The sequence below is a fragment of the Methylocella tundrae genome (assembly GCF_901905185.1).
GTDB classification, from domain to species: Bacteria; Pseudomonadota; Alphaproteobacteria; order Rhizobiales; family Beijerinckiaceae; genus Methylocapsa; species Methylocapsa tundrae.
This window is the reverse complement of record NZ_CABFMQ020000109.1, coordinates 112,516-136,321: the sequence shown is the minus strand read 5'-3', so window position 1 is coordinate 136,321 and position 23,806 is coordinate 112,516. Positions and strand designations below refer to the sequence as shown.

Below are 23,806 nucleotides of genomic sequence, written 5' to 3'. Positions count from 1 at the left end.
CAGCCGTCTTATGACCGCCGCGCGCAAACGCGCATGGAGATTTCACGAATGCTTCAACAGTTTGTCACGGTACAGGATTTTGGCGGAAAGCCGCTCAAACGCGTTCTGATGACGACCTCCGAGCAAGGCGTCCATGTCGCCGATCCGGGAATGCTCAGCGCCATCAAGTTCGGCATTTCCGCGCCGACCGCTGTCAATCCCCGGCATGTCTTCAACTTTGACGAGCCCATCTTCGACGATCTGATGTCGCAATGGCAAGCAAAAAAAGAAACATGCGCCACGACCTGGGCGAAGCTCGGACAGTTCCAGGCGAGCGATCACGACGACGATTGCGACGACTAGTCGCGGTTGAAGCGAACTCGTTTTCGCGCTGAATTCTGGTTTCGCGCCCTCTTGGCTGAGAGGGCGCTTTTTTATTCCGCCGCCGCCTGATCGCTTTTCAGAGCCGCCGCGCCGGTCTCGAATTGCAGCTTGGCCAGGCGGGCGTAGAGGCCATTCTTGTTGACGAGGGCCGCGTGGGCGCCTTCCTCGACGACGCGGCCCTTGTCCAGAACCAGAATCCGGTTGGCGTTGAGCACCGTCGCGAGACGATGGGCGATGACCAGCGTCGTGCGCTCGGACATGACTTTTTCGAGCGCCGTCTGGACCAGCACTTCGTTTTCCGAATCGAGCGCCGACGTCGCCTCGTCGAGCAGCAGGACGGGCGCATCCTGCAAGATCGCCCGCGCAATGGCGATGCGCTGGCGCTGGCCGCCCGAAAGCGTGACGCCGCGTTCGCCGGCCCGCGTGGCGTAACCTTCCGGCAAGGCGCTGATGAAATCATCCGCCGCCGCGCGCCGCGCAGCGTCTCGCACCTCTTCGTCGCTCGCGTCCGGCTTGCCATAGCGGATATTGTCGGCGATCGAGATGCCGAAGATCACCGGATCTTGCGGCACGCCTTTGATCCGTTTGCGCAATTCCGCCGGATCGGCGCTCTTGATGTCGACGCCGTCGAGCAGGATGCGTCCGGCGGACGGGTCGTAGAAGCGCTGCAGGAGCTGGAAGATCGTCGTCTTGCCGGCGCCGGATGGGCCGACGATCGCAACGGTTTCGCCGGGCGCGATGTGGAAGGAAAGATCGCTCAGCGCATCCTCGTCGGGCCGCGTCGGATAGGCGAAGGCGACGTCCTCGAAGCGAATTTCGCCGCGCCCCGGGGAGGGCAGGGGAACGGCCGGAACCGGCGCGACGATGCGTGGCTTCAGGGCGAGAAGCTCGCCAAGGCGCCCGGCGGCTCCGGCGGAGGAGGCGATTTCGCCCCACACCTGGCTCAGTTCGCTCAGCGAGCTCGCCGCCAGAACGGCGTAAATAAGGAACTGCGACAGCATGCCGCCGGTGATTCGTCCCGCGAGCACGTCATGGGCGCCAAACCAGAGCACGCCGACGATGCTGGAGAAGACCAGAAAGATCACCACGATGGTGAGGCGCGCTCGCGCCGCCGCGGCTTTCTGCGCGGCCTCGTAAGCGCCTTCCGCGGCGGCGTTGAAGCGCTCCGCCGTGGCGTGCTCCGCGCCATAGGACTGCATCACCCGCACGGCCGAAAGATTTTCGGAGGCGTAAGCGGTCGCCTCCGCCAGCGTGTCCTGCGCCTTGCGCGAGCGCTTGCGCACGAGACGACCCGAGGCGACCAGCGGCAGCACGATGATCGGAATGGCGATGAGGACAGAGGCCGAGAGTTTCGGGCTCGTATAGACCATCAGCGCGATCGCGCCGGCGAACAGGAAAAAGTTGCGCAAGGCGAGAGCCGCCGTCGCGCTGAAGGCCGACTTCAGCTGTATCGTATCGGCGGTGAGCCGCGACATCAGTTCGCCGATGCGGGCCGAATCGAAGAAGGCCGCGTCGAGCCCGCAGAGATGCTCGAAAACCCTCGATCGCAAGTCCGCGACGACCCGCTCGCCCAAAGTGGTGACAAAATAAAAGCGCGCGCCTGACGCGATCGCCAGGATCGCGGCGACGCCGATGAGCGCGAAGAAATACTGGTTGATGAGGCCGGCGCTCTCCTGCGTGAAGCCGAAATCGATCACGCGCCGGAGCGCCATCGGCACGGCGAGGGTCGCCCCGGCCGCCGCCGTCACGGCGAGCAGCGCGCCGGCGATCCGCCCTCGATAGCGCGCCACATAAGGCAGCAGCGGCAAAAGCGCGCGCGGCGACGGCTTCTTCGGCTTTTCGACCGGTACGGCGACCGGTTCTAAAGAGACGGCGGTTTCGGTCATAAATCTCTACCAGCTAGCTTCGATGTGCGGGCGGGACTCGCCCGCGCCCGTTTATGAAGGCGTGGGCGCCTTCACGGCAATTCACGGTTTGGACATCAGGTCGGTCGCATGATGCGGTCGCTGACGCTTTACTCCAGATTAAGGGCGACGTCTTCTGTTCGCCCGCTAGAGCATATTCCGATCAGATCGGTTCGATCTGATCGACAAGAACATGCTCTAGCTTTTGAATCTGGAGCGATTTCTGATCGATCGAATGACTCCATTCGATCGGAAAGCGCTAGGCGGCGGATTCGGCGCGATGGACAGCGCGCGCTTCGATCGCCGCGAGGAGAATGCAGAGTGCTATTCCCTCCGACGCGGCGCGCACCTCGGCAAGGGTCGGGAAGGTCGGCGCGAGGCGCAGGTTGCTGTCATGCGGGTCTTTGCCATACGGCCAGGTGGCGCCGGCGGGGGTGAGCGCGACGCCGGCGGCCTTGGCCAGCTCCACGACGCGCTTCGCCGTTCCGGCGGTGGCTTCGACGCTGATGAAATAGCCGCCCTCCGGCGCGGTCCAGCGTGCGGCGCCGGTCCCCGCGAGATGACGCTCCAGCGCCTCGGCGACGGCGGCGAATTTCGGCGCGATCAGAGCGCGATGGGCGTCCATGTGGCGCTCGACGCCGGCGACGTCGCGCAGAAAGCGGACGTGGCGCAGCTGGTTCAGCTTGTCGGGGCCGATCGAGCGCTTCGACGCGCTGGAAAGATACCAGCGCACATTGGCGGCGGAGGAAGCGAAAAAGGCGACGCCGGCCCCGGCAAGCGTGACTTTCGACGTCGAGGCGAAGATGAAGGCCCGGTCGGGATGGCCGGCGCGTTCGCATTCTTCAAGGATGTTGGGGATTTCGTTGCGGCGTTCCGTCAAATGATGGACGCAATAGGCGTTATCCCAGAACAGCCGGAAATCGGGCGCGGCCGCGCGCAGCGCGGCCAACCGTGCGATCGTCTCGTCGGAATAGATCTCTCCGGTCGGATTGGAATATTTCGGCACGCACCACATGCCTTTGACGGAAGGATCAGCGGCGAGCTTTTCAACAGCGTCCATATCCGGTCCGTGGCCCGTCATGGCGACGGGCAGCATGCGGATGCCGAATTCCTCAAGGATCGCGAAATGACGGTCATAGCCGGGCGCGGGGCAGATGAAAGCGGGGCTTCCCTCTTTCGACCATGGCCGGGCCGAGCCGGGAACGCCCTTGAGCAGAGCATAGACGATGCAATCATGCATCAAGGCGAGGCTCGAATTGTCGCCGACGACGACACGGTCTGCGGGCGCGCCGAGAATGGGCGAGAACAAGGCCCGCGTTTCGGCGAGACCCTGCAAATTGCCGTAATTGCGCCCGTCCTCGCCAGCCGCGCTGAAATAATCGCCATTGCCGGGAAGGGCGAGCATGGCGTTGGCGAGATCGAGCTGATCCGGCGCGGGCTTGCCGCGCGTCATATCGAGCTTCAGACCCTGGCTGCGGAAGGCGTCATATCGGGCTTGAACGCTGCTTCGCAGCGCCGCGAGCTCAGGCGTGGAAAGATCGGCGATGAGGGTCATGGGCGCTCTTCTTTTTCAAATGTCAGGCGATAAATTTGGCGTGTTCATAACGCTCCGCGCGCGTCCGCGCCAGCGCGCCATCGCCGCAGTTTGGAAACCAGCCATTGACGGCGGTTGCTGAAATGATGCCATAGGTGATATTGCCGCGGCAGTGGGGCAAGAAGCGATTTGCGCGTACACGGGAACTGGATGGCGTGACGGGTGACAAGGTTCTGGTCACGGGAGCCTCGGGCTTCGTCGGATCCGCCGTGGCGCATGCCTTGGCGAAAACCGGCTATCGGGTCAGGGTGCTGCTGCGCCCGACCGCGAGCCGGCTGAATCTCGCCAATCTCGACGCCGAAATTGTCGAAGGCGATATGTGCGATCCCGCGTCCGTCGCCAAGGCGATGGCCGACGCGCGGTTCCTGTTCCATGTCGCCGCCGATTATCGCCTTTGGGCGCGCCGCCCGCAGGACATCCTTCGCACCAACAGCGAGGGAACGCGCGTCCTGATGGAGGCGGCGCTCGCCGCCGGCGTCGAGCGCGTCGTCTATACGAGCAGCGTCGCCACCATCGCATGTCCCTTGAGCGGCGCTCCCGCCGATGAAACAGCGAAGCTCCCCGCGTCCGGCGCCATCGGGGCCTATAAGCGCAGTAAGATCGTCGCCGAGAACATTGTGCGGGAGATGATCGCGCGCAATCAACTGCCGGCCGTCATCGTGCATCCCTCGACCCCCGTCGGTCCGCGCGACGTGAAGCCGACGCCGACCGGCCGCATCATTGTCGAGGCGGCGATGGGCCGCATTCCGGGCTATGTCGACACCGGCCTCAATCTCGTCCATGTCGACGATGTCGCCGAGGGTCATCTCGCCGCGCTTCGTCAAGGCAAAATCGGCGAACACTATATTCTAGGCGGGCAGGATGTGCCGCTCGCCCGCATGCTGGGCGATATCGCCGAATTGTGCGGACGCAGGCCGCCGCGGTTTCGCTTCCCGCGTCCGCTGCTCTATCCCCTGGCCCTTGCCGCCGAAGCCGCCGCGCATTTCACTCAAAAAGAGCCTTTTGTGACGATCGACGGCCTGCGCATGTCGAAGCACCGGATGTTTTTCAGTTCGGCCAAGGCCGAGCGTTGCCTCGGCTATGCGGCGCGGCCCTATCGCGAAGCGCTGAGCGACGCGTTGGCGTGGTTCACCCAAAATGGGCATTTGAAATGAGCGCTATCGCGATCGAACCTTCAAAAACGCATAAGGGCGAGAATTTCCCGGTCGCCTCGAAACTGATCGCGCCGCAGCACCGGGCCGCGATCCTTGCCTATTATCAGTTCGCGCGCGGCGCCGACGACGTTGTAGACAATGGGCTTTTGTCACCCCAGCAAAAGCTCGACGGGCTCGACGCTTTCGAGGCGACGCTGCTGGGTAAAAGCGAAGCGGTTGCGGCGGCAAAGCCTCTGCGCGCGATTCTCGCCGCGCAAAAAAAATTGTCGCCGCGCCACGCGCTCGATCTCCTGCGCGCATTCCGCATGGACGCAGTCAAGCACCGCTACGCCAATTGGGATGAATTGATGGACTATTGCGCCCATTCGGCGGCGCCGGTCGGCCGATTCGTGCTTGACGTCCATGGCGAGAGCGAAGCGACATGGCCTGCCTCCGACGCGCTTTGCAGCGCGTTGCAGGTCATCAATCATTTGCAGGACTGCGCCGCCGACTATCGCAATCTCGATCGCGTCTATATCCCCGGCGACGCGCTTGCCGGGGCAGGCGCCTGCATCGGAGCCCTTGCCGGCGACAAGGCCTCGCCGCAACTCAGAGCCTGTCTTGACGGTCTCATCGCCAAAACCGCGACGCTGATCGAGGCCGGCGCTGCTTTGCCGCCACAGGTCCGCGATCTGCGCCTCAGTCTCGAGACTGCGGTGATCGCAAAGCTGGCTCAGCGGCTCAACCAGATCTTACGCGAACGCGACCCTTTGAGGGATGAAGTTCATCTCGGCAAGGCGGCCGCGTTAGGCTGGGCCTGCGTCGGCGTTGCGTCCAGCCTTCCCAATATCCTGCGGCGTTTGGCGCGGCCGGCCTGGAAGGCGGCGCAATGATCGCCAACGCTCAAGCCGGGGCGGCCAAAGCCTGCCCCGAGCCGCAGAACGCGGGAGCGGACGCCGCCGCGCATTCGCGCGGCAGCTCCTTTTATGCGGCGATGCGCATTCTGCCGCCGGCGCAGCGCGAGGCGATGTTCGAAATCTATTCCTTCTGCCGCGCCGTCGACGACATCGCAGATGACGGCGGCCCGGCCCCGGCGCGAAAAGCGGCGCTGGCGCAGTGGCGGAGCGACATCGACGCGCTTTACGCCGGAACGCCGCCGCAGGCCTTCGCCGCAAGCCTTGCGCCAAACGTTACTCCGGGGCTTGCGGCCGCGATCAGTTCCTTCGATCTGCGCCGCGAGGACTTCCTGGCGGTCATCGACGGCATGGAGATGGATGTCGACGCCGACATCAGGGCGCCGGACTTTGCGACCCTCGATCTCTATTGCGACCGCGTCGCGAGCGCGGTCGGGCGCCTCAGCGTGCGGGTTTTCGGCGTTCCGGCGCAGGAGGGCGGCCCGCTCGCGCATCATCTCGGCCGTGCGCTGCAACTCACAAATATCCTGCGCGACCTTGATGAGGACGCAGGGATCGGCCGGCTTTATCTGCCGCGCGAGGCTTTAACCGCCGCCGGCATCGACGAGACGACGCCGCAGACGGTTCTCGCGCATCCGGCGCTCGCCGACGCCTGCGCTCCTCTCATTTTGCGCGCGGAAAATCATTTCCGTGAGGCGCTGGCCATCATGGCGCGCTGCCCGCGCAAATCCGTGCGCGCGCCGATGATCATGGCGATGGCCTACCGGCCCATTCTGGCGCGCCTTCGCGAGAGAGGCTTCGCGCCGCCGCGCGCGCGCGTCCGGGCGTCGAAATTTCGCATTGTGCTTGCGCTGCTGCGCTATGGGCTCGTCTGATGAGACCGGCCTGATGGCAAAAGCTGTCGTCCACGTGATAGGCGCGGGCCTCGCCGGGCTCGCCGCCGCGGTGCGCCTTGCGGGAGGCTCTCGCGACATCATCGTCTATGAGGCCGCCCGCCAGGCTGGCGGGCGCTGCCGGTCTTATTTCGATACGACGCTCGGCATAGTGATCGACAATGGCAATCATTTGCTGCTGTCGGGGAATGCCGAGGCGCTGGATTTTCTGCGCCGCGTCGGCGGCCTCAAAGGCGTGTCGCAACCGGCCGAGGCTGATTTCGCTTTCGTCGATCTCGCCACCAAGGAGCGGTGGCGCCTGCGTCCCAACGCCGGCCCGCTGCCCTGGTGGATCTTCGCGAAGGGCCGCCGCGTTCCTGATACAGGCTGGCGCGACTATCTCGGCTTGGCAAAGCTTCTCATTCCGGGGCGCGACAAGCGCATCGACGAGGTGCTGACTTGCCGGGGCGCGCTCTATGACAGGCTCTGGCGGCCGTTTCTCCTCGCCGCTCTCAACACCGAGCCGGCAGAGGGCTCCTCGAAGCTCGCGGGGGCGGTCGTCGCGGAGACGCTTGCACGCGGAGGCGCCGCCTGCCGCCCCATCGTCGCGCATGGCCTTTCGGCCGCCTTCATCGAGCCGGCCGTGATGCATCTCGTCAAGCGCGGCGCCGACGTCCGGCTCGACCATCGGCTGCGGAAAATCATATTCGCCGGCGACCGCGCGGCGGCGCTGGATTTCGGCGACGCGCGCGTCGATCTGAACGCGGAGGATGAAGTCATTCTCGCCACGCCCCCGGGGGTCGCGCAGGATCTGATGCCGGGCCTCGTCGCCCCGCAGGATTTCCGGGCGATCGTCAACGCCCATTTCAAGATCGCGCCGCCGGCGGGTCTGCCGCCCATTCTTGGCGTCGTCAATGGCGAGGTCGAATGGATTTTCGCCTTCAAGGATCGGCTGTCCGTGACCATCAGCGGCGCGGATCGCCTGCTCGACGCTGGGCGGGAGGAGCTTGCCGCGCGGCTTTGGGCGGAAGTAGCTGAAGCGGCGCATATTGATCAGCCGCTGCCGCCGTGGCAAATCATCAAGGAAAAGCGCGCGACATTCGCCGCGACGCCGCAGGAGAATACGCGCCGCCCCGACGCCGTGACCAGCGTCGCCAATCTGACGCTGGCCGGGGACTGGACGGCGACGGGTTTGCCCGCGACGATCGAGGGCGCCATCCGGTCAGGACATCGCGCGGCGGATGTGATCGCTGGCCGCAAGGCGTGACCGCGACGGCCTTCGGCGGGCAATGGATAAAGGAACCTGGAGTGGAAGGTAAATTTGGCTCGGCCGTAGCCGATGAGGGCGAAGCGCCCGGATTGGCCCTCGGTCAGATCGAGGCTGCGATTTCTCGCGCCCAAAAAGCGCTGCTTGGCCAGCAGCGTCCCGACGGACATTTTGTCTTCGAACTCGAAGCTGATGTGTCCATTCCGGCCGAGTATATTCTGTTCCGGCATTTCCTCGGCGATCCCGCCGACGCTGAGCTTGAAGAAAAGATCGCCGTTTATCTGCGTCGGCATCAAACGGCCGATGACGGCTGGCCGCTGTTCGCCGAGGGCGCTTTCAACACCAGCTCTTCGGTCAAAGCTTATTTTGCGCTGAAGATGATTGGCGATTCGCCCGACGCTCCGCACATGAAGCGCGCGCGGGCCGCCATTTTGAAGCATGGCGGCGCAGCCAACACCAATGTCTTCACCCGGTCGCTGCTCTCGCTCTATGGCGCGACGCCGTGGCGCAGCGTCCCGGTGATGCCTGTCGAGCTGATGCATCTGCCGCGCTGGTTTCCGTTCCATTTGAGCAAGATCTCCTATTGGGCGCGCACGGTGCTGGCGCCCCTGGTGGTCGTGCACGCTCTGAAGCCGAAAGCGCGCAATCCGCGCAATGTTGGCATCGAGGAGCTTTTCATTGAGCCGGCAGACCAGGTGCGGCGCTGGCCGGGCGCTCCGCATCAGACATTTCCCTGGACGATGATCTTCGGCGGCATCGACCATGTGTTGCGCTGGCTCGAGCCTTACTTTCCAAAACGCTCACAGAAGAGGGCGATCGACAAAGCCGTGGCTTTCGTGACCGAACGGCTGAACGGAGAGGACGGACTCGGCGCGATTTACCCGGCCATGGCTTATTCCGCCATGATGTTTCATGCGCTCGGCGTTCCGGCTTCGGACCCGAGGATGATCCAGGTCAGGAAGGCGATCGACGGGCTCCTCATTATCAGGGCGGACGAGGCCTATTGCCAGCCTTGCGTCTCTCCGGTTTGGGACACGGCGCTCGCCAGCCATGCGCTGATGGAAAGCGCGGGGGCGGGGGCTAAAACGCCCGGTGAGCAGACCGGCGCGTCCGTACGGGAGGCGCTCAGTTGGCTCGCGCCGCGCCAGGTTCTCGATGTCGCCGGCGACTGGGCGACGCAAAAGCCGCATGTGCGTCCGGGCGGATGGGCGTTCCAATACGCCAATCCACATTATCCCGATCTCGACGACACCGCGGTCGTCGTTCTGGCGATGGATCGCGCCGCGAAGACCTTGCCGGGAGGCGGCAAGGACGCCTCTTACGACGAGGCGATTTCCCGCGCGAAGGAATGGATCCTTGGGCTGCAAAGCGCCAATGGCGGCTTCGGCGCCTTCGACGCCGATAATGATCGCGAATATCTCAACGCCATTCCCTTCGCGGATCATGGCGCGCTGCTCGATCCGCCGACAGCCGACGTCACGGCGCGCTGCGTCTCCATGTTGGCGCAGCTTGGCGAGACGGCGCGCGCGAATCCCGCCCTCGCGAGCGCGGTCGATTATCTGATCGAGGAGCAGGAAGAGGACGGCAGCTGGTTCGGCCGCTGGGGCATGAACTACATCTACGGGACGTGGTCGGTTCTCAGCGCCTTCAACGCGATCGACGCTGATCGCGGTCTTGAGGCGGTGCAAAAAGCCGCCGCGTGGCTGAAACGCATACAAAATGCGGATGGAGGCTGGGGAGAGGATGGAGAAAGCTATGCGCTGGAGTATAAAGGCTATGAGCCGGCGCCGAGCACTTCGTCGCAGACGGCTTGGGCCTTGCTCGGACTGATGGCCGCGGGAGAAGTCGATTCGCAGGAAGTGGCGAAGGGTCTGCGCTATCTGACGAAGACGCAAGCGGGGGATGGGTTTTGGACAGAGAATCGCTTCACGGCGACCGGCTTTCCGCGCGTCTTTTACCTGCGCTATCACGGCTATTCAAAATTCTTCCCGCTCTGGGCGCTGGCCCGTTATCGCAATCTGAAAAGCGGCAATCGCCTCACGACGCAGTTTGGGATTTAGACGCGCATCCGGCGAGGGGGCGCATCGTCGCCGTTACCGGCCTCAAGGCGGAGGCCAGGCTCGCAGCGGGGCCGCAGGTTCATGTCATATCGGGCGGGGGCGACGGCGCGCGCCTGAAGCGCGAGCTGGAAGAAGCCGCCGCATCGAAAGCTTGCGCCATCATCAGCTTCGGCGTCGCCGGAGGCCTCGCGCCCGGCCTCGCGCCCGGCGCTGTTCTGGTCGCGCGCGCGATCATCAGCGCTGATGGCGAGAGGGTTTACGCCGATCCCGCCTGGTCGCGGGCTTTGTCCGAAACGCTCAGTGCGCCGCTCGTTGATTTCGCAGGGGTTGACGCGCCGGTCGCCGGCAGTGCCGGCAAGCGTGATCTCCATCTTCAGACCGGCGCCCATGCGGTGGACATGGAATCGCATATCGCCGCGAAGATCGCCGCCGATCGCGGGATTCCTTTCGCGGCGCTGCGCGTCGTCGCCGACCCGGCCGAGCGGCAGCTGCCCCATGCGGCGCTGGTCGCCATGCGCCCGGACGGCGCCATCGCGTTTAAGGCTTTGATTGTCTCGCTGCTGCGGGATCCGGGTCAGATCCCACAATTGGTCCGCACGGCCCGCGATGCGCGAGCCGCCTTCACGGCTCTACTCCGCGGCAGACAGATGCTCGCCGTCGGATTTGGCTTCTCTAATCTCGGCGAGCTTGTGCTCGACGTGCCGGCTGAAGACGAACTCGGCGGGCCTTTGCCGGTCTAGCGGAATATCCGGCGACATTGGCCCTGTCGTGCGAATGCCGCCGATCGCGACTTTCAACGCCTGCAAGGGATTGCTGAAGGCCTCGTCGACAGCGGTCGCCTCGAAGCCGCAGTGCACCATGCAATCGGCGCATTTTTCATAATTGCCGGTGCCGTAGCGATCCCACTCAGTCTCCTCCATCAGCTCCTTGAAGGTTTTCGCATAGCCTTCGCCGAGCAGATAGCAGGGCCGCTGCCAGCCAAACACCGTGCGGGCCGGATTCGCCCAGGGGGTGCAGTGATAGGTGCGGTTGCCGGCGAGAAAATCGAGGAACAGAGTCGACTGGAAGAACGGCCACGCCTTACCGCCCTTGCCGCGTGAGAATATGTCACGGAACAGCGTCTTGGTTTTTTCGCGATTGAGGAAGTGCTGCTGATCCGGCGCGCGCTCATAGGCGTAACCAGGGGAAACAGTGATGCCCTCGATGCCGAGCGCCGCGATCGAATCGAAGAATGAGGCCACGCGCGCCGGATCGGCATTGTTGAACAGCGTGCAATTGATGGTGACGCGGAAGCCCTTTTCCTGCGCGAGCTTCAACGCCTTCAACGCGCGGTCGTAGACGCCCGGCTGGCATACCGACTGATCGTGCATCTCCTCATCGCCATCAAGATGGATCGACCAGTTGAAGTAGCGGTTCGGCTTATAGCGATGAATGTTCTTTTCGAGCAGCAGCGCATTGGTGCAGACGGTGACATATTTGCGCCGGGCGATGGCGCCCTCGACGATCTGCGGCAACTCCTTGTGCAGCAGGGGCTCGCCGCCGGCGATGACGACGACCGGCGCGCCGCATTCATCGATGGCGTTGAGGCACTCTGCGAGAGGCAGGCGCTGGTTCAAGATCTCATCTGGATAATCGATCTTGCCGCAGCCGGCGCAGGCGAGATTGCAGCGGAACAGGGGCTCGAGCATGAGCACCAGCGGAAAACGCTTGCGCCCGGAAAGACGCTGGCGAAGCACGTACCCGCCGATCTGGGCCATTTGGAGAAAGGAAATTCCCAATGCCTGCTCCTCGCATAAATTGTGCGCCGACGGCGATCGGCGTTGCAAATGATGTGTTCCGTCCGGATCGCTGAACTGCCCCTTTCATAAACCGGGACGCCCGATTTACCAAGGCTTGACGGCGTCCGCCTTCGCGCGCCAGCTCAAACGGTGCGGATCAGTCTTTTATCGTCTTGTTTCCAAGAATAATTTCAACCTAAAAGTCAGCCGCTTCCCCTGATCGTGATGGAGACTCGGCGAGGAGTTCTGGCGGCAGCTTGAATTCGATATTTTCTTCGACCCCTGGCAGCGTCGAAACTTCGACCGGCCCTAATTCCCGCAGCGCGTCAATGACCTCGCTCACGAGGATTTCGGGCGCCGACGCCCCCGCCGTCAGTCCTACGACCGCGACGTCGCGCAAAACTGCAAGATCGAGTTCACTGCGATCGGCGATGAGAAAGGTCGGGATTTTGGCTTCGCTCCCGATCTCGCGCAGACGATTCGAATTGGAGCTGTTCTTGGCGCCGACGACGAGAAGCACGTCGACCAATGCGCTGAGGTCGCGCACGGCGCTCTGCCGATTCTGCGTCGCATAGCAGATATCCTTGGTTTCCGGCCCAACGATATTGGTGAACTTTCGCTTCAGAGCTGCGATGATGGTTTTTGTGTCGTCGACGCTCAGCGTCGTTTGCGACACATAGGCGAGAGGGGCGTTGACGTCGATGTCGAGCCGCTCGACGTCGGCTTCGCTCTGCACGAGGCGCACAGGGCCGGGGATGCGCCCGACCGTCCCTTCGACCTCCGGGTGGCCCGCGTGACCGATCAGCAGCACGGCGCGCTTCTGCTGAACGTAACGCTGGCCCTGCGCATGAACCTTGGCGACAAGCGGACAGGTGGCGTCGATGACCGGCAGTCCGAGTTCGAACGCTTCCTCTTCGACGCTGCGGGCGACCCCGTGGGCCGAAAATATGGTCCGCGCCCCTCGCGGCACTTCGGCGAGGCTCTCGACGAACACCGCGCCCTTGGCTTTCAGCCGTTCGACGACATAGCCATTGTGGACAATCTCGTGGCGGACGTAGATGGGCGCGCCATATTTTTGCAGCGCCTGCTCCACGATGTCGATGGCGCGGACGACGCCGGCGCAGAACCCGCGGGGCTGGGCCAAGATTACCTTCATAAATTTACCTAGCGTCGAACCGGATGTGGCCTTACAAGCAGGCGACGCCTACTTTTAAACTTTGCGGTCAGCTTGTAACAATGACAATCCTCTTGTCAAACGCCCGCCGTTTCCAAATGCTGAACGTTACAGGGGATAAAGGGTTATCCTGATCTTCCCGACTTTGGCGAAGTACATCATCTAGCCCCGCGTCCGTCTCACCAAGGCCGCATCCAGGCTCTTTCGATTGGCGATAGCACCCGCATGATCACACTCCCAGACAATACCGACGCGACGGCGCCATCCGAATCAAAAGCTCCCGAGCCTATTTCCCGGGCGATCACGGCGATCGTTGATTCTTGCAGACGACTGAAATGGCTCGTTATCGCGCTCGCGGCGCTGGTCACGATCGCCTCCGGCTACTATGCGGCGACGCATTTCAACATCAATACGAACACAAATGATTTCATCTCGGCGAAACTGCCCTGGCGGCAGAATCTGATCGCGATGGACAAGGCGTTTCCGCAGCGGGCGGATCAAATCGTCGTGGTCATCGACGCAAAGACCCCGGAGCTAGCCGAGGAAGCGACGGAGCGTCTGACGGAACGCTTGAAGACGCGCCCGGACCTCTACTCCTCGGTGCTGCGTCCCGATGGCGGCCCGTTCTTCAACAAGAACGGTCTTATGTACCTGCCTGTTTCGGAAGTGCAGAATACCGTCGAGGGACTGTTCAAGGCGCAGCCCTTCCTCTCCGTCCTGGCGTCGGACCAGAGCCTTCGAGGCGTGAGCGATGCGTTCTCCTTCATCAACAAGGGCGTCCGCACCAAGGCCGGAACCTATGATGATTTCGACCGGCCTCTCGTCGCGCTCAACGGCGCCTTCGAGTCATTGCTGGCTGGCAAACCGACGTTCTTTTCCTGGCGCGGCCTGCTGACAGGCGAGCCGCCGGACCCGCGCGAGTTGCGGCGCTTCATCCAGGTCAAGCCCATCCTTGATTATGCCGCGCTGAAACCCGGCGAGGCGCCGAGCAATTTCATCCGTTCGAGCTGGCAGGAGCTTGGCTATGGGTCGACGCCCGGGGTGAGGCTGCGCCTGACCGGCCCGGTCCCGCTCGCCGATGAGGAATTCGCTACCGTGGAAGAAGGCGCGGGAGTGAATGGCGCGGTTACCGCCCTGATTGTTCTGTTCATCATCTGGAGGGCGCTCAAATCCCCGAGCATCGTCCTCGCGGTTGCGCTCAGCGTCGTCGTCGGCCTCAGCGTGACGGCCGCGGTCGGGCTTTTGATGGTTGGCGCGCTCAATCTGATCTCTGTCGCTTTCGCGGTTCTCTTTGTTGGCATTGGCGTCGATTTCGGCATTCAGTTCAGCGTGCGCTACCGATCCGAGCGTCACAAGGTGGCGGATTTTGACAAGGCGCTGTCGCAGGCGGCGGCCAAGGTCGGACGCCCTCTCGCCCTCGCGGCGGCGGCGACGGCGGCCGGCTTCTATTCGTTCCTGCCGACCGACTATCGCGGCGTATCCGAACTCGGCCTGATCGCGGGAACAGGCATGTTCATCGCGTTTTTCTCGTCGATCACGGTGCTCCCGGCCCTGCTCGCCATCTTCAAGCCGCCGGCGGAAGCCGAGCCCGTCGGCTATCTCTTTCTCGCGCCTGTCGATGAATTCATGGCGCGGCACAGATATGCGATCGTGATCGGAACATTGGGCGTCGCTCTCGCGGGAACGCCTTTGCTCGCCCATCTGCATTTTGACTTCAATCCGATCAACCTGCGCAGCCCGAAGGTCGAGTCGGTCGCAACCCTTCTGGATCTCATGAAGGATCCGGCAACCGACACCAATACGATCGACGTTATGGCCCCTTCGGTCGCAGCCTCCCGCGAACTTCAGGCAAGACTCGCCGCTCTGCCGGAAGTTGCTCAGGTCGTGACGATCGAGAGCTTCGTGCCGATGGATCAGGACCAGAAGCTGGCGATCATCCAGCGCGCGGCGGCGGCGTTCGGCCCGATCCTTGATCCGGGCCGCGCGTTGGAGCCGCCGACCGACGCCGAGGATGTCGCTGCGCTGAACAAGGCGGCCGACGCCTTCGCGACCACCGCCGACGATCTGAAAGGCAAGGGCGCCGACGACGCCCGGAGTCTGGCGGATTCGTTGCGTAAAATGGCGGAGGCGCCGCCTGAGGTTCGCGAAGCGGCCCGCAAGGCGCTGCTGCCCGGATTGGGGACGATGCTCAGCCTGTTGCGTGATTCGCTTTCAGCGCAGAAAACGACAATCGCCTCGATCCCGCCGGATCTTGCGCGCGACTGGGTGGCTCCGGACGGCCGGGCCCGCATCGCGGTTTCGCCAAAGGGCGACGCCAATGACAATGCGACGCTCGCCCGCTTCACCAAGGCGGTGCAGCAGATCGACCCGAATGCGACCGGCGAGCCGATCGCCATTCAGGAATCCGGCGACACCGTCGTCCGCGCCTTTATCGAGGCCGGGATCTGGGCGCTGCTGTCGATCAGCGTTTTGCTTTGGGTCGTCTTGCGCCGCTTCTCGGACGTGCTGCTGACGCTCGTCCCGCTGCTGCTCGCCGGCGCCGTCACGCTTGAGATCACCGTCCTCATCGGCTTGCCGCTGAATTTTGCGAATATCATCGCCCTGCCGCTTCTGCTTGGGCTAGGGGTCGCCTTCAAGATCTATTTCGTGATGGCCTGGCGGGCCGGGACGACCAACCTCCTGCAGTCGAGCTTGACGCGCGCCGTCTTTTTCAGCGCGATGACGACGGCGACGGCCTTCGGCAGCCTGTGGCTCTCGAAGCATCCCGGCACCTCAAGCATGGGCAAGCTTTTGGCGTTGTCTCTGGTCTGCACCCTGGCGGCGGCGATCTTGTTCCAGCCGGCGCTGATGGGGCCGCCGCGCAAGGTCGCTGCGACAGGCGAAGATGCGTGAACGCGTCAGTGAGGGAAGCCGCCCGCGTCATGGAGCGCAGCGGCTTCCATCAATAAGTTAAAGTATGACGCCGCCGAAAACGGATCGTCGCTTTTTGGCGTCATGCTCTCTTGGTCATGCTCTATTGAATGACGCGATATCTCGGCGCGTTATTGCCTTCGCTGGTGCCGCCGGTGCCAGCGCCAAGGGTATTCAGATCGCGAAGGCCGCCGGTGCCGGATCCAATGGCGCTGCCAATAACGCCGCCGGTGTTGATGCCCTGATTGCTGGCGTCTTTGATGCCGCCGGTCGGAGCGTTGAATCCCGCGCCAAAGCCGTTGACGCCGCCCGTACCGGAGCCAAGGCTCGTCTGATCGAAGATGCCGCCGATCCCCGCGCCGGTCGCATTGTCTTTGATGCCGCCGACAGCATTACCCATGCCAAGCCCCGTGCCGCCCGTTCCCGCGCCGATGTGAGCGGTGCCCGATATCATCGCGGGCGAACGCGCGCGATTGACCTGCGTCGCCGACGTCACGATGCCGGACGTTGTGGTGGTCGATGTCGCGGTGGTCGATGTCGATGATGTCGTCACTGAAAAGCTGGAGGTCGTCGTGGTCGTGCTGCCAGCTCCGGCGTTGGCGGCGCCAAAGCCGGTGCCCGCGAAGCCGCCGCCTTGTGTAATGACGGGGTTGGTTGGCGCCGCGGTCGCTTGTTGCGCCAGAGCGAGACCCGGCATGCCCATCAGGGCCGCGGCGGCGAGAGACAGCGTGTATGCGCGCATTGATAAATCCCGAAATTTAGGCTCAAGCAAAAACCGCTTTCGCGTCGAATCGATCCTATTCCCGGTCCCGCGGCCTCGCGGCCGCCAATCCTATCACGCCGCTCCGTGTCTTTCCTAACGCCAACATCCTTAAGCATTTCCAGGGCATATGCCGGTCAGTTTGAATCGATCTGGTCGGAATATGCTCAAGCTTTTGAATCTGGCGCGGTTTCTATCGACCGAATAATTCCATCCGGCCGGAAAGCGCTCTGGAGCATGACGCCGAAAAAGCTGGAGACTTTTCGCGCGCGCATCATACGGTAAAGGCAAAGGCTAGCTGTCCTGCTTGTTTTTTTCTTCCAGAGTGGCTTTCAGCGCGAGGAGCTTCGCGAAAGGAGAGTTCGGATCGGGCGGCCGATCATAGGATTTCTTTTCGGTGGTTGCGAAGGGCCCGCGGCTGTGACGCCGGTCCGCGTCGTTCGGCCGGCTATGGGCGCGATTCGCGCCGCCATTCGGCCCGCTCTCGCGCCGGTCGCGTTGACCCTCGAAGCGGGGCCGCCCCGCGCCGGCGCGCGCGGGCTGGCCCGATCCTGGCTGGCGTCCTCCCTTGTCATTGCGGCCGCGCTCCTCGCCCGCCGCGTGTCCGGCGGCGCCCTCGGAATTCTCAACGCGAATCTCGATGCCGGGTCGTTCGGGGTGGCGATTCGGCCGCCGTCTCTCGGGGCGGGCTTCCGGCGTCTCACCAGCGCCAGTCTTTGCTTCTTCCGGCGCCGCATTCCGCCGCTCTGGCCTTTTGCCGCCGCGCGGTTCGGCCCGGCGCGCATGGTGATGCTGACGATGCGGCCGCCATACCTCGATCAGAACGGGCGGGGCGGCCTCCGCGGGATCGGTCACTGTTTCCGCGGGCGCCTCGGACGTTGGCGTTTCGGCTTCGCTTAGTGACGCGTCGGCAGAGGGCGCCGGCTCCGCTTCGGCTTCCATCACGAGGCTCGGCGTTGCGACCGGCGTCGCGTTCAAAATCTCGGCCTCGGCGATCGGCGCGGCCTCCGCGATGACTTCGTCGAGCGCCGCGACTTCATCGACGGTGGCCGGATCGTTCGGCTGGTCGCCGGAGGAGGCAAGGCTCGGCGCGGTTTCGCCGGCGTCCGCCGCCGAGGGCTCCCCCTGCGGCTGAAGATCCGCGTCTTCCTCCGATGGCCGATCTTCCGATGGCCGATCTTCGCCGGACGCTTCATGCGGCTGCGGCGTGAGCGGCTGCGGCGCGAGCGGTTCTGTCGCGGCCTTGGGAACCAGGGACGCCGTGATGGGCGGGCCCGCCCGGCGATCCAGCACATAGCCGAGCGAGCGCAGAATGGACGCAAAGCTCTCGCCGGAGCAGCCGGCAAGCGACGTCATCGCGACTGTGACGACGAAACCGTCGCCGTCGGCGGCGCCAGGCGGCGGATCGCCGGGGGTCACGCCCGGCCGATAAGCGACGGCTGGCCGGATGAGATCTGCGAGCCGTTCCAGAATATCGACGCGCACGGCGCGGTCGCCGCAAACCCGAAAGCCAGCGGCCCTGTAAAATCCCTTTTGAACGTCTTTGTCGGCGATGAAGGAGGTGCGGCCGGAGGCGGCGAGATGCGGCACGTCGTCGAGGCCCTTGACCTCCTCGACGCCGCCATTCTTCAGCGCCCAAAGCTGGGCTGCGAGCGCGCGCGGAGCGGGTTTGACCAGATTGGGCAGATAAAGATGATAGGCGCCGAAGCGAATGCCGAATTTCCTCAGCGCCGCCCGCGCTTCCTGCGGCAAGGATTTGACGTCGTCGGCGACTTTTGCGCGGTCGAGCACGCCGAGCGATTCGGCGATCTGGAACGCGATTCCGCGCGCGATCCCTTCGACACCTTCCGCCTTTTCGAGGTCGGCGAGGGGGCCGAGCAGCTTCTTGACGTGTTGGGCCAGCCACAGGTCGAGCCGGCGCTGAACGGTTTCGAGCGCGGGACCTGTCAGTTGATCGTCCGCCAGAATGCGCACGGTCGGCTCCAGCACATGCGCGCCGGCGGCGATCTTGGCCACCGGCTCGCCGAGCCAGCGGATGACGCCGTCATTGGCGAGGACGAAGGCCTCGTCGACAGCCTCATGAACGCGGGCCGCGCGGCCTTCAATTTCGCTCGCGAGGGCCTTTTGCGCCGCGGCGTTCAAGGTCTTCGCGGCTTCGCCAACCGCATGGGGGTCGGCCGTGAAGCGAAATCCATTGAGTTGGCCGACGTGCTGGCCTTCGACCATCACGTCTCCGCTTGTGGTGACTTCCGCTTCCAACATGGCGTTCTCTCTCAAGCGGCGCATCAGCACGCTTGCCCTTCGGTCGACGAACCTCTGGGCGAGTCGCGCATGCAAAGCGTCCGACAACGTGTCCTCTACCTGACGCGCGATCCCCTGCCAATGCTCAGGATCACGCAACCAGTCGGATCGATTGGCGATGAAGGTCCAGGTCCGCACCTGCGCGATCCGCGCGGACAGAGCGTCGAGGTCGCCGTCGACCCGATCGAGAGACCCGATGTGGCGCGCGAACCAATCATCCGGAATATGGCCGGCGCGCACAACAAACCCGTAGATCGAAAGGACGAGCTCGGCGTGCGCCGCCGGAGACAATTTACGATAATCGGGAATTTGGCAACAGTCCCAGAGCCGCGCGATGTCGGCGCGCGTCTTCGCCTCGCGAATGACCTTCTCGTCGCGAGCCGCGATGTCGAGCACGAGTTGGTCTTCGGCTAGAGGGGCGCGCGTCAGTCCGGGCTCTTTGGGCAGCACGTCGAGCGATGCGACGAGCTCGCGGATCGAGGAAAAATCAAGCGAAGCGTTGCGCCATTGCAACAGCCTGACGCTGTCGAAACGATGATCTTCAAGCGCTTCGACGAGTTCTTCGTCAAAGGGAAGGCAGCGGCCGGTGGTGCCGAATGTGCCGTCCCGCAAGTGACGCCCGGCGCGTCCCGCGATCTGCCCGAATTCGGCGGGCGTCAGGCGGCGATACTGCCAGCCGTCGAATTTGCGGTCGGCGGCGAAGGCGATATGCTCCACGTCGAGGTTGAGGCCCATGCCGATCGCGTCGGTGGCGATGATATAGTCGACGTCGCCGTTCTGAAACATTTCGACCTGCGCGTTGCGAGTGCGCGGCGATAGAGCCCCAAGCACGACCGCGGCGCCGCCGCGCTGACGGCGAATCCATTCGGCGATGGCGTAAACATCTTCAGCCGAGAACGCGACGATGGCGCTACGGCGGGGCAGGCGCGTCATTTTCCTTTCGCCGGCGAAGCTCAACTGGGAAAGGCGCTGCCGCGACAGGATTTTGACGCCGGGCAAAAGCTCCTGCACCGCCCTTTGCATGGTGGCCGCGCCGATCAGAAGGGTTTCCGACCGGCCGCGCTGGTTGAGCAGCCGATCGGTGAAGACGTGCCCGCGATCGAGGTCGGCCGCGAGCTGGATCTCATCCACGGCGACAAAATCGAGATCAAGGTCGCGCGGCATGGCCTCGACCGTGGAGACGAAATAGCGCGCGCCTTTCGGCTTGATTTTCTCCTCGCCCGTGATGAGGGCGACGGCGGCCGGCCCAACCTTCTCGACGACGCGATTATAAACCTCGCGGGCGAGGAGCCTCAGCGGCAGGCCGATCATCCCGCTCTTATGCGCCAGCATCCGTTCGATGGCGTAATGCGTCTTGCCGGTGTTCGTCGGGCCGAGCACGGCCGTGACGCCCCGCGCGCGATCCAGCTGAGGCGACCTGGGTCCGGGAAAAGTGACGTTCATGGTTAATCGCCGGGTTGCGCGAGGCCAGGGCAGTTTCAGCAAAAGTGGACGCCGGTTTTGCTGAAAATGCCCTAGCCTCTTGATGAGAGCGATTTCGAAACGGTTGAGTGATTCGGCTCAACCTGAAACCGTTCCAGGAAAAAATCGACGAATGAAATCGAGGAACCGGGAAACCTGATGAGGGGGCTCCGCCTCGAACGGCGGCGAAAGCTGACGGTTCCTTCCGCTCCTTGAGACCCGGCGTCCCATCCTCCTCGATCCGGCCTCGCAGTCGAAACGCTGTCTTGCGCGGGCCTCGCCGCGTAGCCTCGCCGGCCTTGCGAAAGAGCCTTGGCGCAACAGCGCAGTTTCGCCCTTCGTGTATCATAATGGCTCTCGCTTGCGCAGCATTCTTTACGCTTCGAACGAGAGTGGAACGAATCGCGCCCGAATCGGCGCCTGGAGCCGAATCAGGGTTTGTTCCCTGCGAGATATTGAAGGCTGAAGCCAGTCTTCCACTATGTGTAGTGATTTTGCGGTGTTTTAGACCGAAGGCGCGGCGTCGTTCATAGGCGTGGCTCCTTGGCCTCGCAAGGACTCCGAAGAACGGTTCTGTCAAGCGCCCTCAGCGACGACGGCGTCGCGGAGAAAGCGGATCGGCGAGAGTCTGGCGCCGTCCGGCGAGACGTTCGGCCGATCCGCAAAACGATGTTAGTTCGCGACCGTCTGCATGGTCACATTGGCAAGACCGGCGTGACGGAATCCGAGCGCGTCCGCGGCGCCGGTCGACACGTCGATGATGCGCCCTGCGATGTACGGCCCTCGATCGTTGACGACCAGCACAACGGAACGGTGGTTCGCGAGGTTGGTGACGCGAACATGGGTGCCAAAAGCCAGGGAACGGTGGGCGCAAGTCATATGGCCTCGCGCGCCATAGTAAGAGGCTTTGCCTGTCCAGCTCTGCGCTTCGGCGCCGGCTGAAGATATGAGCAACGCGGCCACCACCATGATATATTTATTCAATATTAAAACTCCATACACGTTTCAATGTCCGCTCATATACGAGCAGAGTGCGTCTATGGATGGCTTATGTGATTAAAAAGTGGCAATGTATCATAGTATATTATATCTGTATTGTATAAATATACGCTGACTATTTGACAATTATTCGACTTTGCCACATATGTGGTGAAGTATAATAGACTTATGTTTGGCTATATCAATCGTATGAAAAACTGCTTATCCGAATGTCATTTACAAAAATTGGCTCGGAGCGGATGTCGTGCCGAAGATGACTGAGCCGGAGCCATTGGCGCTCCTGCAATAAAGCGCAAGCAGTGGCGGGCGCAGAGCGGCGGATTGCCAGAAGAGAGTTCACGAGGATATTTCGATCAGATGGGTTCGATCCGATCGACAAGAAATGCTCAAGCTTTTGAATCTGGAGCGATTTCTGATCGATCGAATGGCTCCCTTCGATCGGAAAGCGCCCTAGGCGCGGAACAGGATCACGGCCCCGGTGACGATCATGGCGATGCCGACCGCGTCACGAGGCGATGCGCCCTGCTTGAAAAGTCGCCGCGAGACCATCTGCGCGAAGATCACTTCGACGAGGCCCAAGGTGCGTACGCGGGCCGCGCTATCGACGGCGAAGGCGAGAAACCAGAATTGGGAGGCGAAAGCCCCAAGAAAGCCGGCGAGCAGCGACGGCCTCCATTCGGCCGCGATCGCTCGCAGCAAAGGGCGGTTGGTGAGGCCAAGATGCAAGAGGATCGCCAGGGTCTGGACGAGCAGCCCGGTGACGAGCGCCGTCGACGCGGCGACGAGGAACGTTGGACCGTCGAGAGCAAGGATTGCGCCGCGAAAGCCGACCGCCGAGATTGCAAAGCAAGCTCCGGCGCAAAGGCCAAGAATGGCCGGGCTCCTGTACGCTGGAACCGCCCCGGCTGATGTTTTCGGCGAAGGGATCCGCCCGGATCCGGGCCACGATAGGACGAGGACGCCGATCGTCGCCACAAAGATTGAAAGCGCGGTCGGGCCAGTCAGGCGGTCGCCGAGAAACACCAATCCGAACAAGGCAACCTGCAAGGGCTCCGTCTTGGTATAGGCGATCGTCACCACGAAGGAGCGCTCGCGCATGGCTGCGAGCATCAATCCGGTTGCGAGCACCTGGGCCAAAGCGCCGACAAAAATCCAGCCAAGCGCGTGACTTCCTATGGGAGTGGGATGGCGGCCGGTGAGGCCCACCACGACCCCCAGAAACAGAAGAGCGAATGGGAGTCCGTACAGAAACCGCACATAAGCGGCGCCGGCGGCGCCAACTCCATCGAGAAGGTCACGCTGCGCGGCGTTCCGTAACGTTTGCGCCGCCGCCGCCGTGATGGTGAAGACGATCCAAAGCCAGGGAGGCAGAAAAGGCACGCAATTTCCAGTGCAGCTTGCTCAGGCGAAAAGCGAGAATGGAGCTCATTTCCTTCTAGCCGGAAGGCTCAGAAAAATGTGATCGCCCACGGCGCTTCAATGATCTTTTTGAACAAGCTCTGATTGGAGAAGAAAGTCTTTCGATTCCATGTAGATAGGATCTATTGCGCAGCGTGCTCCAAGGGCGTGACGCAACTGACGCGATAAAAAGATGGTCGATTTGTCGCAGGGCGTCTTTTCATTCACGAAGAAATGCACTACCGTAACATTTGTAAGCGCTGCCGTAGCCGGAGAAATCCAGTTGCTCGCACGGCGCTTATCATCAGCGAACGCAAAATCCGGACGCCGTAAAAAAGCCGGAGCGCGAGCCAAGAACGTAAAGAGGCCGACTGGCTTTGCCAGTAGCGGTTCAAGTCTAGGGAGGGGCCTAAAGAGAGCGTCGCGACGATTCAGTTGCCGCGGGGTGATCTAATTAAAGTGCGGCGCACTAAAAAGCTCAAGGCCAAGAAGCGCCAAACGCAATTCCAGGGAAAATCCTTAAAACAGCAAAGCGAAGAGGTCTGTCAGGGCCGGTCATCATTTTATCGGAATGGTGATGGTTTAGCTGTGCCGTGGCTCGGATTTTTCGGGCGACTTGACGACGAGGCCGCGCAAAATGCGGTCTCGTAACTTTATTTGCGAACGCTGGCGCGCAAGGCATTCCGGTTTTTCGTCGCATATTCCGGGGTCGACGATAGCAGGAAAAGCTTTTGCGCTCCGGCCAAAAATAAAGAGGCCGCTTGCGTTGCCACAAGCGGCCCAAGTCTAGGGAGGAAACGCCCAAGGAGGGCATCGGCGGCAACAACGTTGCCGCACCGCAATAATATGCACGTGCAGCGCACAAAAAGCAAGCCCTGTTGACCTAATTTTTTGACGCCTGCGTCAAGAAGGCTTAAT

16 protein-coding genes are annotated in these 23,806 nt (G+C 62.9%); 8 read left to right on the top strand and 8 right to left on the bottom strand.

Annotation, left to right across the window (positions count from 1 at the left end; translation table 11 throughout):
* The first annotated feature begins 48 nt into the window (after positions 1 to 48).
* Positions 49 to 342, top strand: coding sequence for a hypothetical protein (locus MPC4_RS16890; protein ID WP_174513538.1), 294 nt, complete (start codon positions 49 to 51; stop codon positions 340 to 342).
* A gap of 71 nt (positions 343 to 413) precedes the next feature.
* Here the strand turns inward: MPC4_RS16890 and MPC4_RS16885 are convergent, their stop codons facing one another.
* Together MPC4_RS16885 and MPC4_RS16880 are read right to left on the bottom strand one after the other, a co-directional pair.
* A complete protein-coding gene (locus MPC4_RS16885; RefSeq protein WP_174513537.1) occupies positions 414 to 2,249 on the bottom strand; it encodes an ABC transporter transmembrane domain-containing protein in 1,836 nt (611 codons plus the stop codon).
* Positions 2,250 to 2,526: 277 nt separating this feature from the next.
* Positions 2,527 to 3,822: an aspartate aminotransferase type Ic gene (locus MPC4_RS16880; RefSeq protein ID WP_174513536.1), complete on the bottom strand. Its 1,296-nt coding sequence runs from the start codon at positions 3,820 to 3,822 to the stop codon at positions 2,527 to 2,529.
* Positions 3,823 to 4,016: 194 nt separating this feature from the next.
* Here MPC4_RS16880 and hpnA point away from each other — a divergent pair, with 194 nt between their 5' ends.
* The 6 genes from hpnA (at position 4,017) to MPC4_RS16850 (ending at position 10,847) form a co-directional block, all read left to right on the top strand.
* Complete coding sequence (gene hpnA / locus MPC4_RS16875) at positions 4,017 to 5,015, top strand: hopanoid-associated sugar epimerase (RefSeq protein ID WP_210253677.1); 999 nt, start codon at positions 4,017 to 4,019, stop codon at positions 5,013 to 5,015.
* Positions 5,012 to 5,887 (top strand): squalene synthase HpnC, encoded by an 876-nt coding sequence (gene hpnC / locus MPC4_RS16870; RefSeq protein WP_174513535.1) that lies wholly within the window; start codon positions 5,012 to 5,014, stop codon positions 5,885 to 5,887. The genes hpnA and hpnC overlap by 4 nt, the downstream gene beginning before the upstream one ends.
* Positions 5,884 to 6,783 (top strand): presqualene diphosphate synthase HpnD, encoded by a 900-nt coding sequence (hpnD, locus tag MPC4_RS16865; RefSeq protein WP_174513534.1) that lies wholly within the window; start codon positions 5,884 to 5,886, stop codon positions 6,781 to 6,783. Before hpnC ends, hpnD begins: the two co-directional genes overlap by 4 nt.
* Before the next feature lie 13 nt (positions 6,784 to 6,796).
* The gene (hpnE, locus tag MPC4_RS16860; RefSeq protein WP_174513533.1) at positions 6,797 to 8,047 is read left to right on the top strand and encodes a hydroxysqualene dehydroxylase HpnE; all 1,251 of its coding nucleotides are present in this window, start codon (positions 6,797 to 6,799) and stop codon (positions 8,045 to 8,047) included.
* A 92-nt stretch (positions 8,048 to 8,139) separates the two neighbouring features.
* Positions 8,140 to 10,107 (top strand): squalene--hopene cyclase, encoded by a 1,968-nt coding sequence (gene shc, locus MPC4_RS16855; RefSeq protein ID WP_210253679.1) that lies wholly within the window; start codon positions 8,140 to 8,142, stop codon positions 10,105 to 10,107.
* The gene (locus MPC4_RS16850) at positions 10,029 to 10,847 is read left to right on the top strand and encodes a phosphorylase family protein (protein WP_244629080.1); all 819 of its coding nucleotides are present in this window, start codon (positions 10,029 to 10,031) and stop codon (positions 10,845 to 10,847) included. The genes shc and MPC4_RS16850 overlap by 79 nt, the downstream gene beginning before the upstream one ends.
* Here MPC4_RS16850 and hpnH read toward each other — a convergent pair.
* Both hpnH and ispH read right to left on the bottom strand, forming a co-directional pair.
* Positions 10,737 to 11,885, bottom strand: a complete 1,149-nt coding sequence (gene hpnH, locus MPC4_RS16845) for an adenosyl-hopene transferase HpnH (RefSeq protein WP_134489167.1) — start codon at positions 11,883 to 11,885, stop codon at positions 10,737 to 10,739. The two genes, MPC4_RS16850 and hpnH, sit on opposite strands and share 111 nt — an antisense overlap.
* A gap of 196 nt (positions 11,886 to 12,081) precedes the next feature.
* The gene (ispH, locus tag MPC4_RS16840; RefSeq protein ID WP_134489165.1) at positions 12,082 to 13,041 is read right to left on the bottom strand and encodes a 4-hydroxy-3-methylbut-2-enyl diphosphate reductase; all 960 of its coding nucleotides are present in this window, start codon (positions 13,039 to 13,041) and stop codon (positions 12,082 to 12,084) included.
* A 243-nt stretch (positions 13,042 to 13,284) separates the two neighbouring features.
* On the opposite strand from ispH, the gene hpnN reads away from it, so the two are divergent.
* The gene (gene hpnN, locus MPC4_RS16835; protein ID WP_174513531.1) at positions 13,285 to 15,951 is read left to right on the top strand and encodes a hopanoid transporter HpnN; all 2,667 of its coding nucleotides are present in this window, start codon (positions 13,285 to 13,287) and stop codon (positions 15,949 to 15,951) included.
* 121 nt (positions 15,952 to 16,072) lie between these two features.
* On the opposite strand, the gene MPC4_RS16830 is transcribed toward hpnN, so the two are convergent.
* The 4 genes from MPC4_RS16830 to MPC4_RS16815 all read right to left on the bottom strand — a co-directional run bounded on the left by MPC4_RS16830 (position 16,073) and on the right by MPC4_RS16815 (position 22,870).
* Positions 16,073 to 16,711, bottom strand: a complete 639-nt coding sequence (locus MPC4_RS16830; RefSeq protein WP_174513530.1) for a hypothetical protein — start codon at positions 16,709 to 16,711, stop codon at positions 16,073 to 16,075.
* A 312-nt stretch (positions 16,712 to 17,023) separates the two neighbouring features.
* The gene (locus tag MPC4_RS16825; RefSeq protein WP_174513529.1) at positions 17,024 to 20,473 is read right to left on the bottom strand and encodes a helicase-related protein; all 3,450 of its coding nucleotides are present in this window, start codon (positions 20,471 to 20,473) and stop codon (positions 17,024 to 17,026) included.
* A 690-nt stretch (positions 20,474 to 21,163) separates the two neighbouring features.
* Positions 21,164 to 21,475 carry a septal ring lytic transglycosylase RlpA family protein gene (locus MPC4_RS16820; RefSeq protein ID WP_244629072.1) on the bottom strand — a complete coding sequence of 104 codons (312 nt, stop codon included), beginning with the start codon at positions 21,473 to 21,475 and terminating at the stop codon, positions 21,164 to 21,166.
* Between the two features lie 465 nt (positions 21,476 to 21,940).
* Positions 21,941 to 22,870 carry a DMT family transporter gene (locus tag MPC4_RS16815; RefSeq protein WP_244629071.1) on the bottom strand — a complete coding sequence of 310 codons (930 nt, stop codon included), beginning with the start codon at positions 22,868 to 22,870 and terminating at the stop codon, positions 21,941 to 21,943.
* Between the last annotated feature and the right edge of the window lie 936 nt (positions 22,871 to 23,806).

Bases quoted from the DNA above. Each gene is read 5' to 3' on its own strand.
- MPC4_RS16890 (WP_174513538.1), top strand. From the start codon at position 49: ATGCTTCAACAGTTTGTCACGGTACAGGATTTTGGCGGAAAGCCGCTC.
- MPC4_RS16885 (WP_174513537.1), bottom strand. From the start codon at position 2,249: ATGACCGAAACCGCCGTCTCTTTAGAACCGGTCGCCGTACCGGTCGAA.
- MPC4_RS16880 (WP_174513536.1), bottom strand. From the start codon at position 3,822: ATGACCCTCATCGCCGATCTTTCCACGCCTGAGCTCGCGGCGCTGCGA.
- hpnC (WP_174513535.1), top strand. From the start codon at position 5,012: ATGAGCGCTATCGCGATCGAACCTTCAAAAACGCATAAGGGCGAGAAT.
- hpnD (WP_174513534.1), top strand. From the start codon at position 5,884: ATGATCGCCAACGCTCAAGCCGGGGCGGCCAAAGCCTGCCCCGAGCCG.
- hpnE (WP_174513533.1), top strand. From the start codon at position 6,797: ATGGCAAAAGCTGTCGTCCACGTGATAGGCGCGGGCCTCGCCGGGCTC.
- ispH (WP_134489165.1), bottom strand. From the start codon at position 13,041: ATGAAGGTAATCTTGGCCCAGCCCCGCGGGTTCTGCGCCGGCGTCGTC.
- hpnN (WP_174513531.1), top strand. From the start codon at position 13,285: ATGATCACACTCCCAGACAATACCGACGCGACGGCGCCATCCGAATCA.
- MPC4_RS16830 (WP_174513530.1), bottom strand. From the start codon at position 16,711: ATGCGCGCATACACGCTGTCTCTCGCCGCCGCGGCCCTGATGGGCATG.
- MPC4_RS16825 (WP_174513529.1), bottom strand. From the start codon at position 20,473: ATGAACGTCACTTTTCCCGGACCCAGGTCGCCTCAGCTGGATCGCGCG.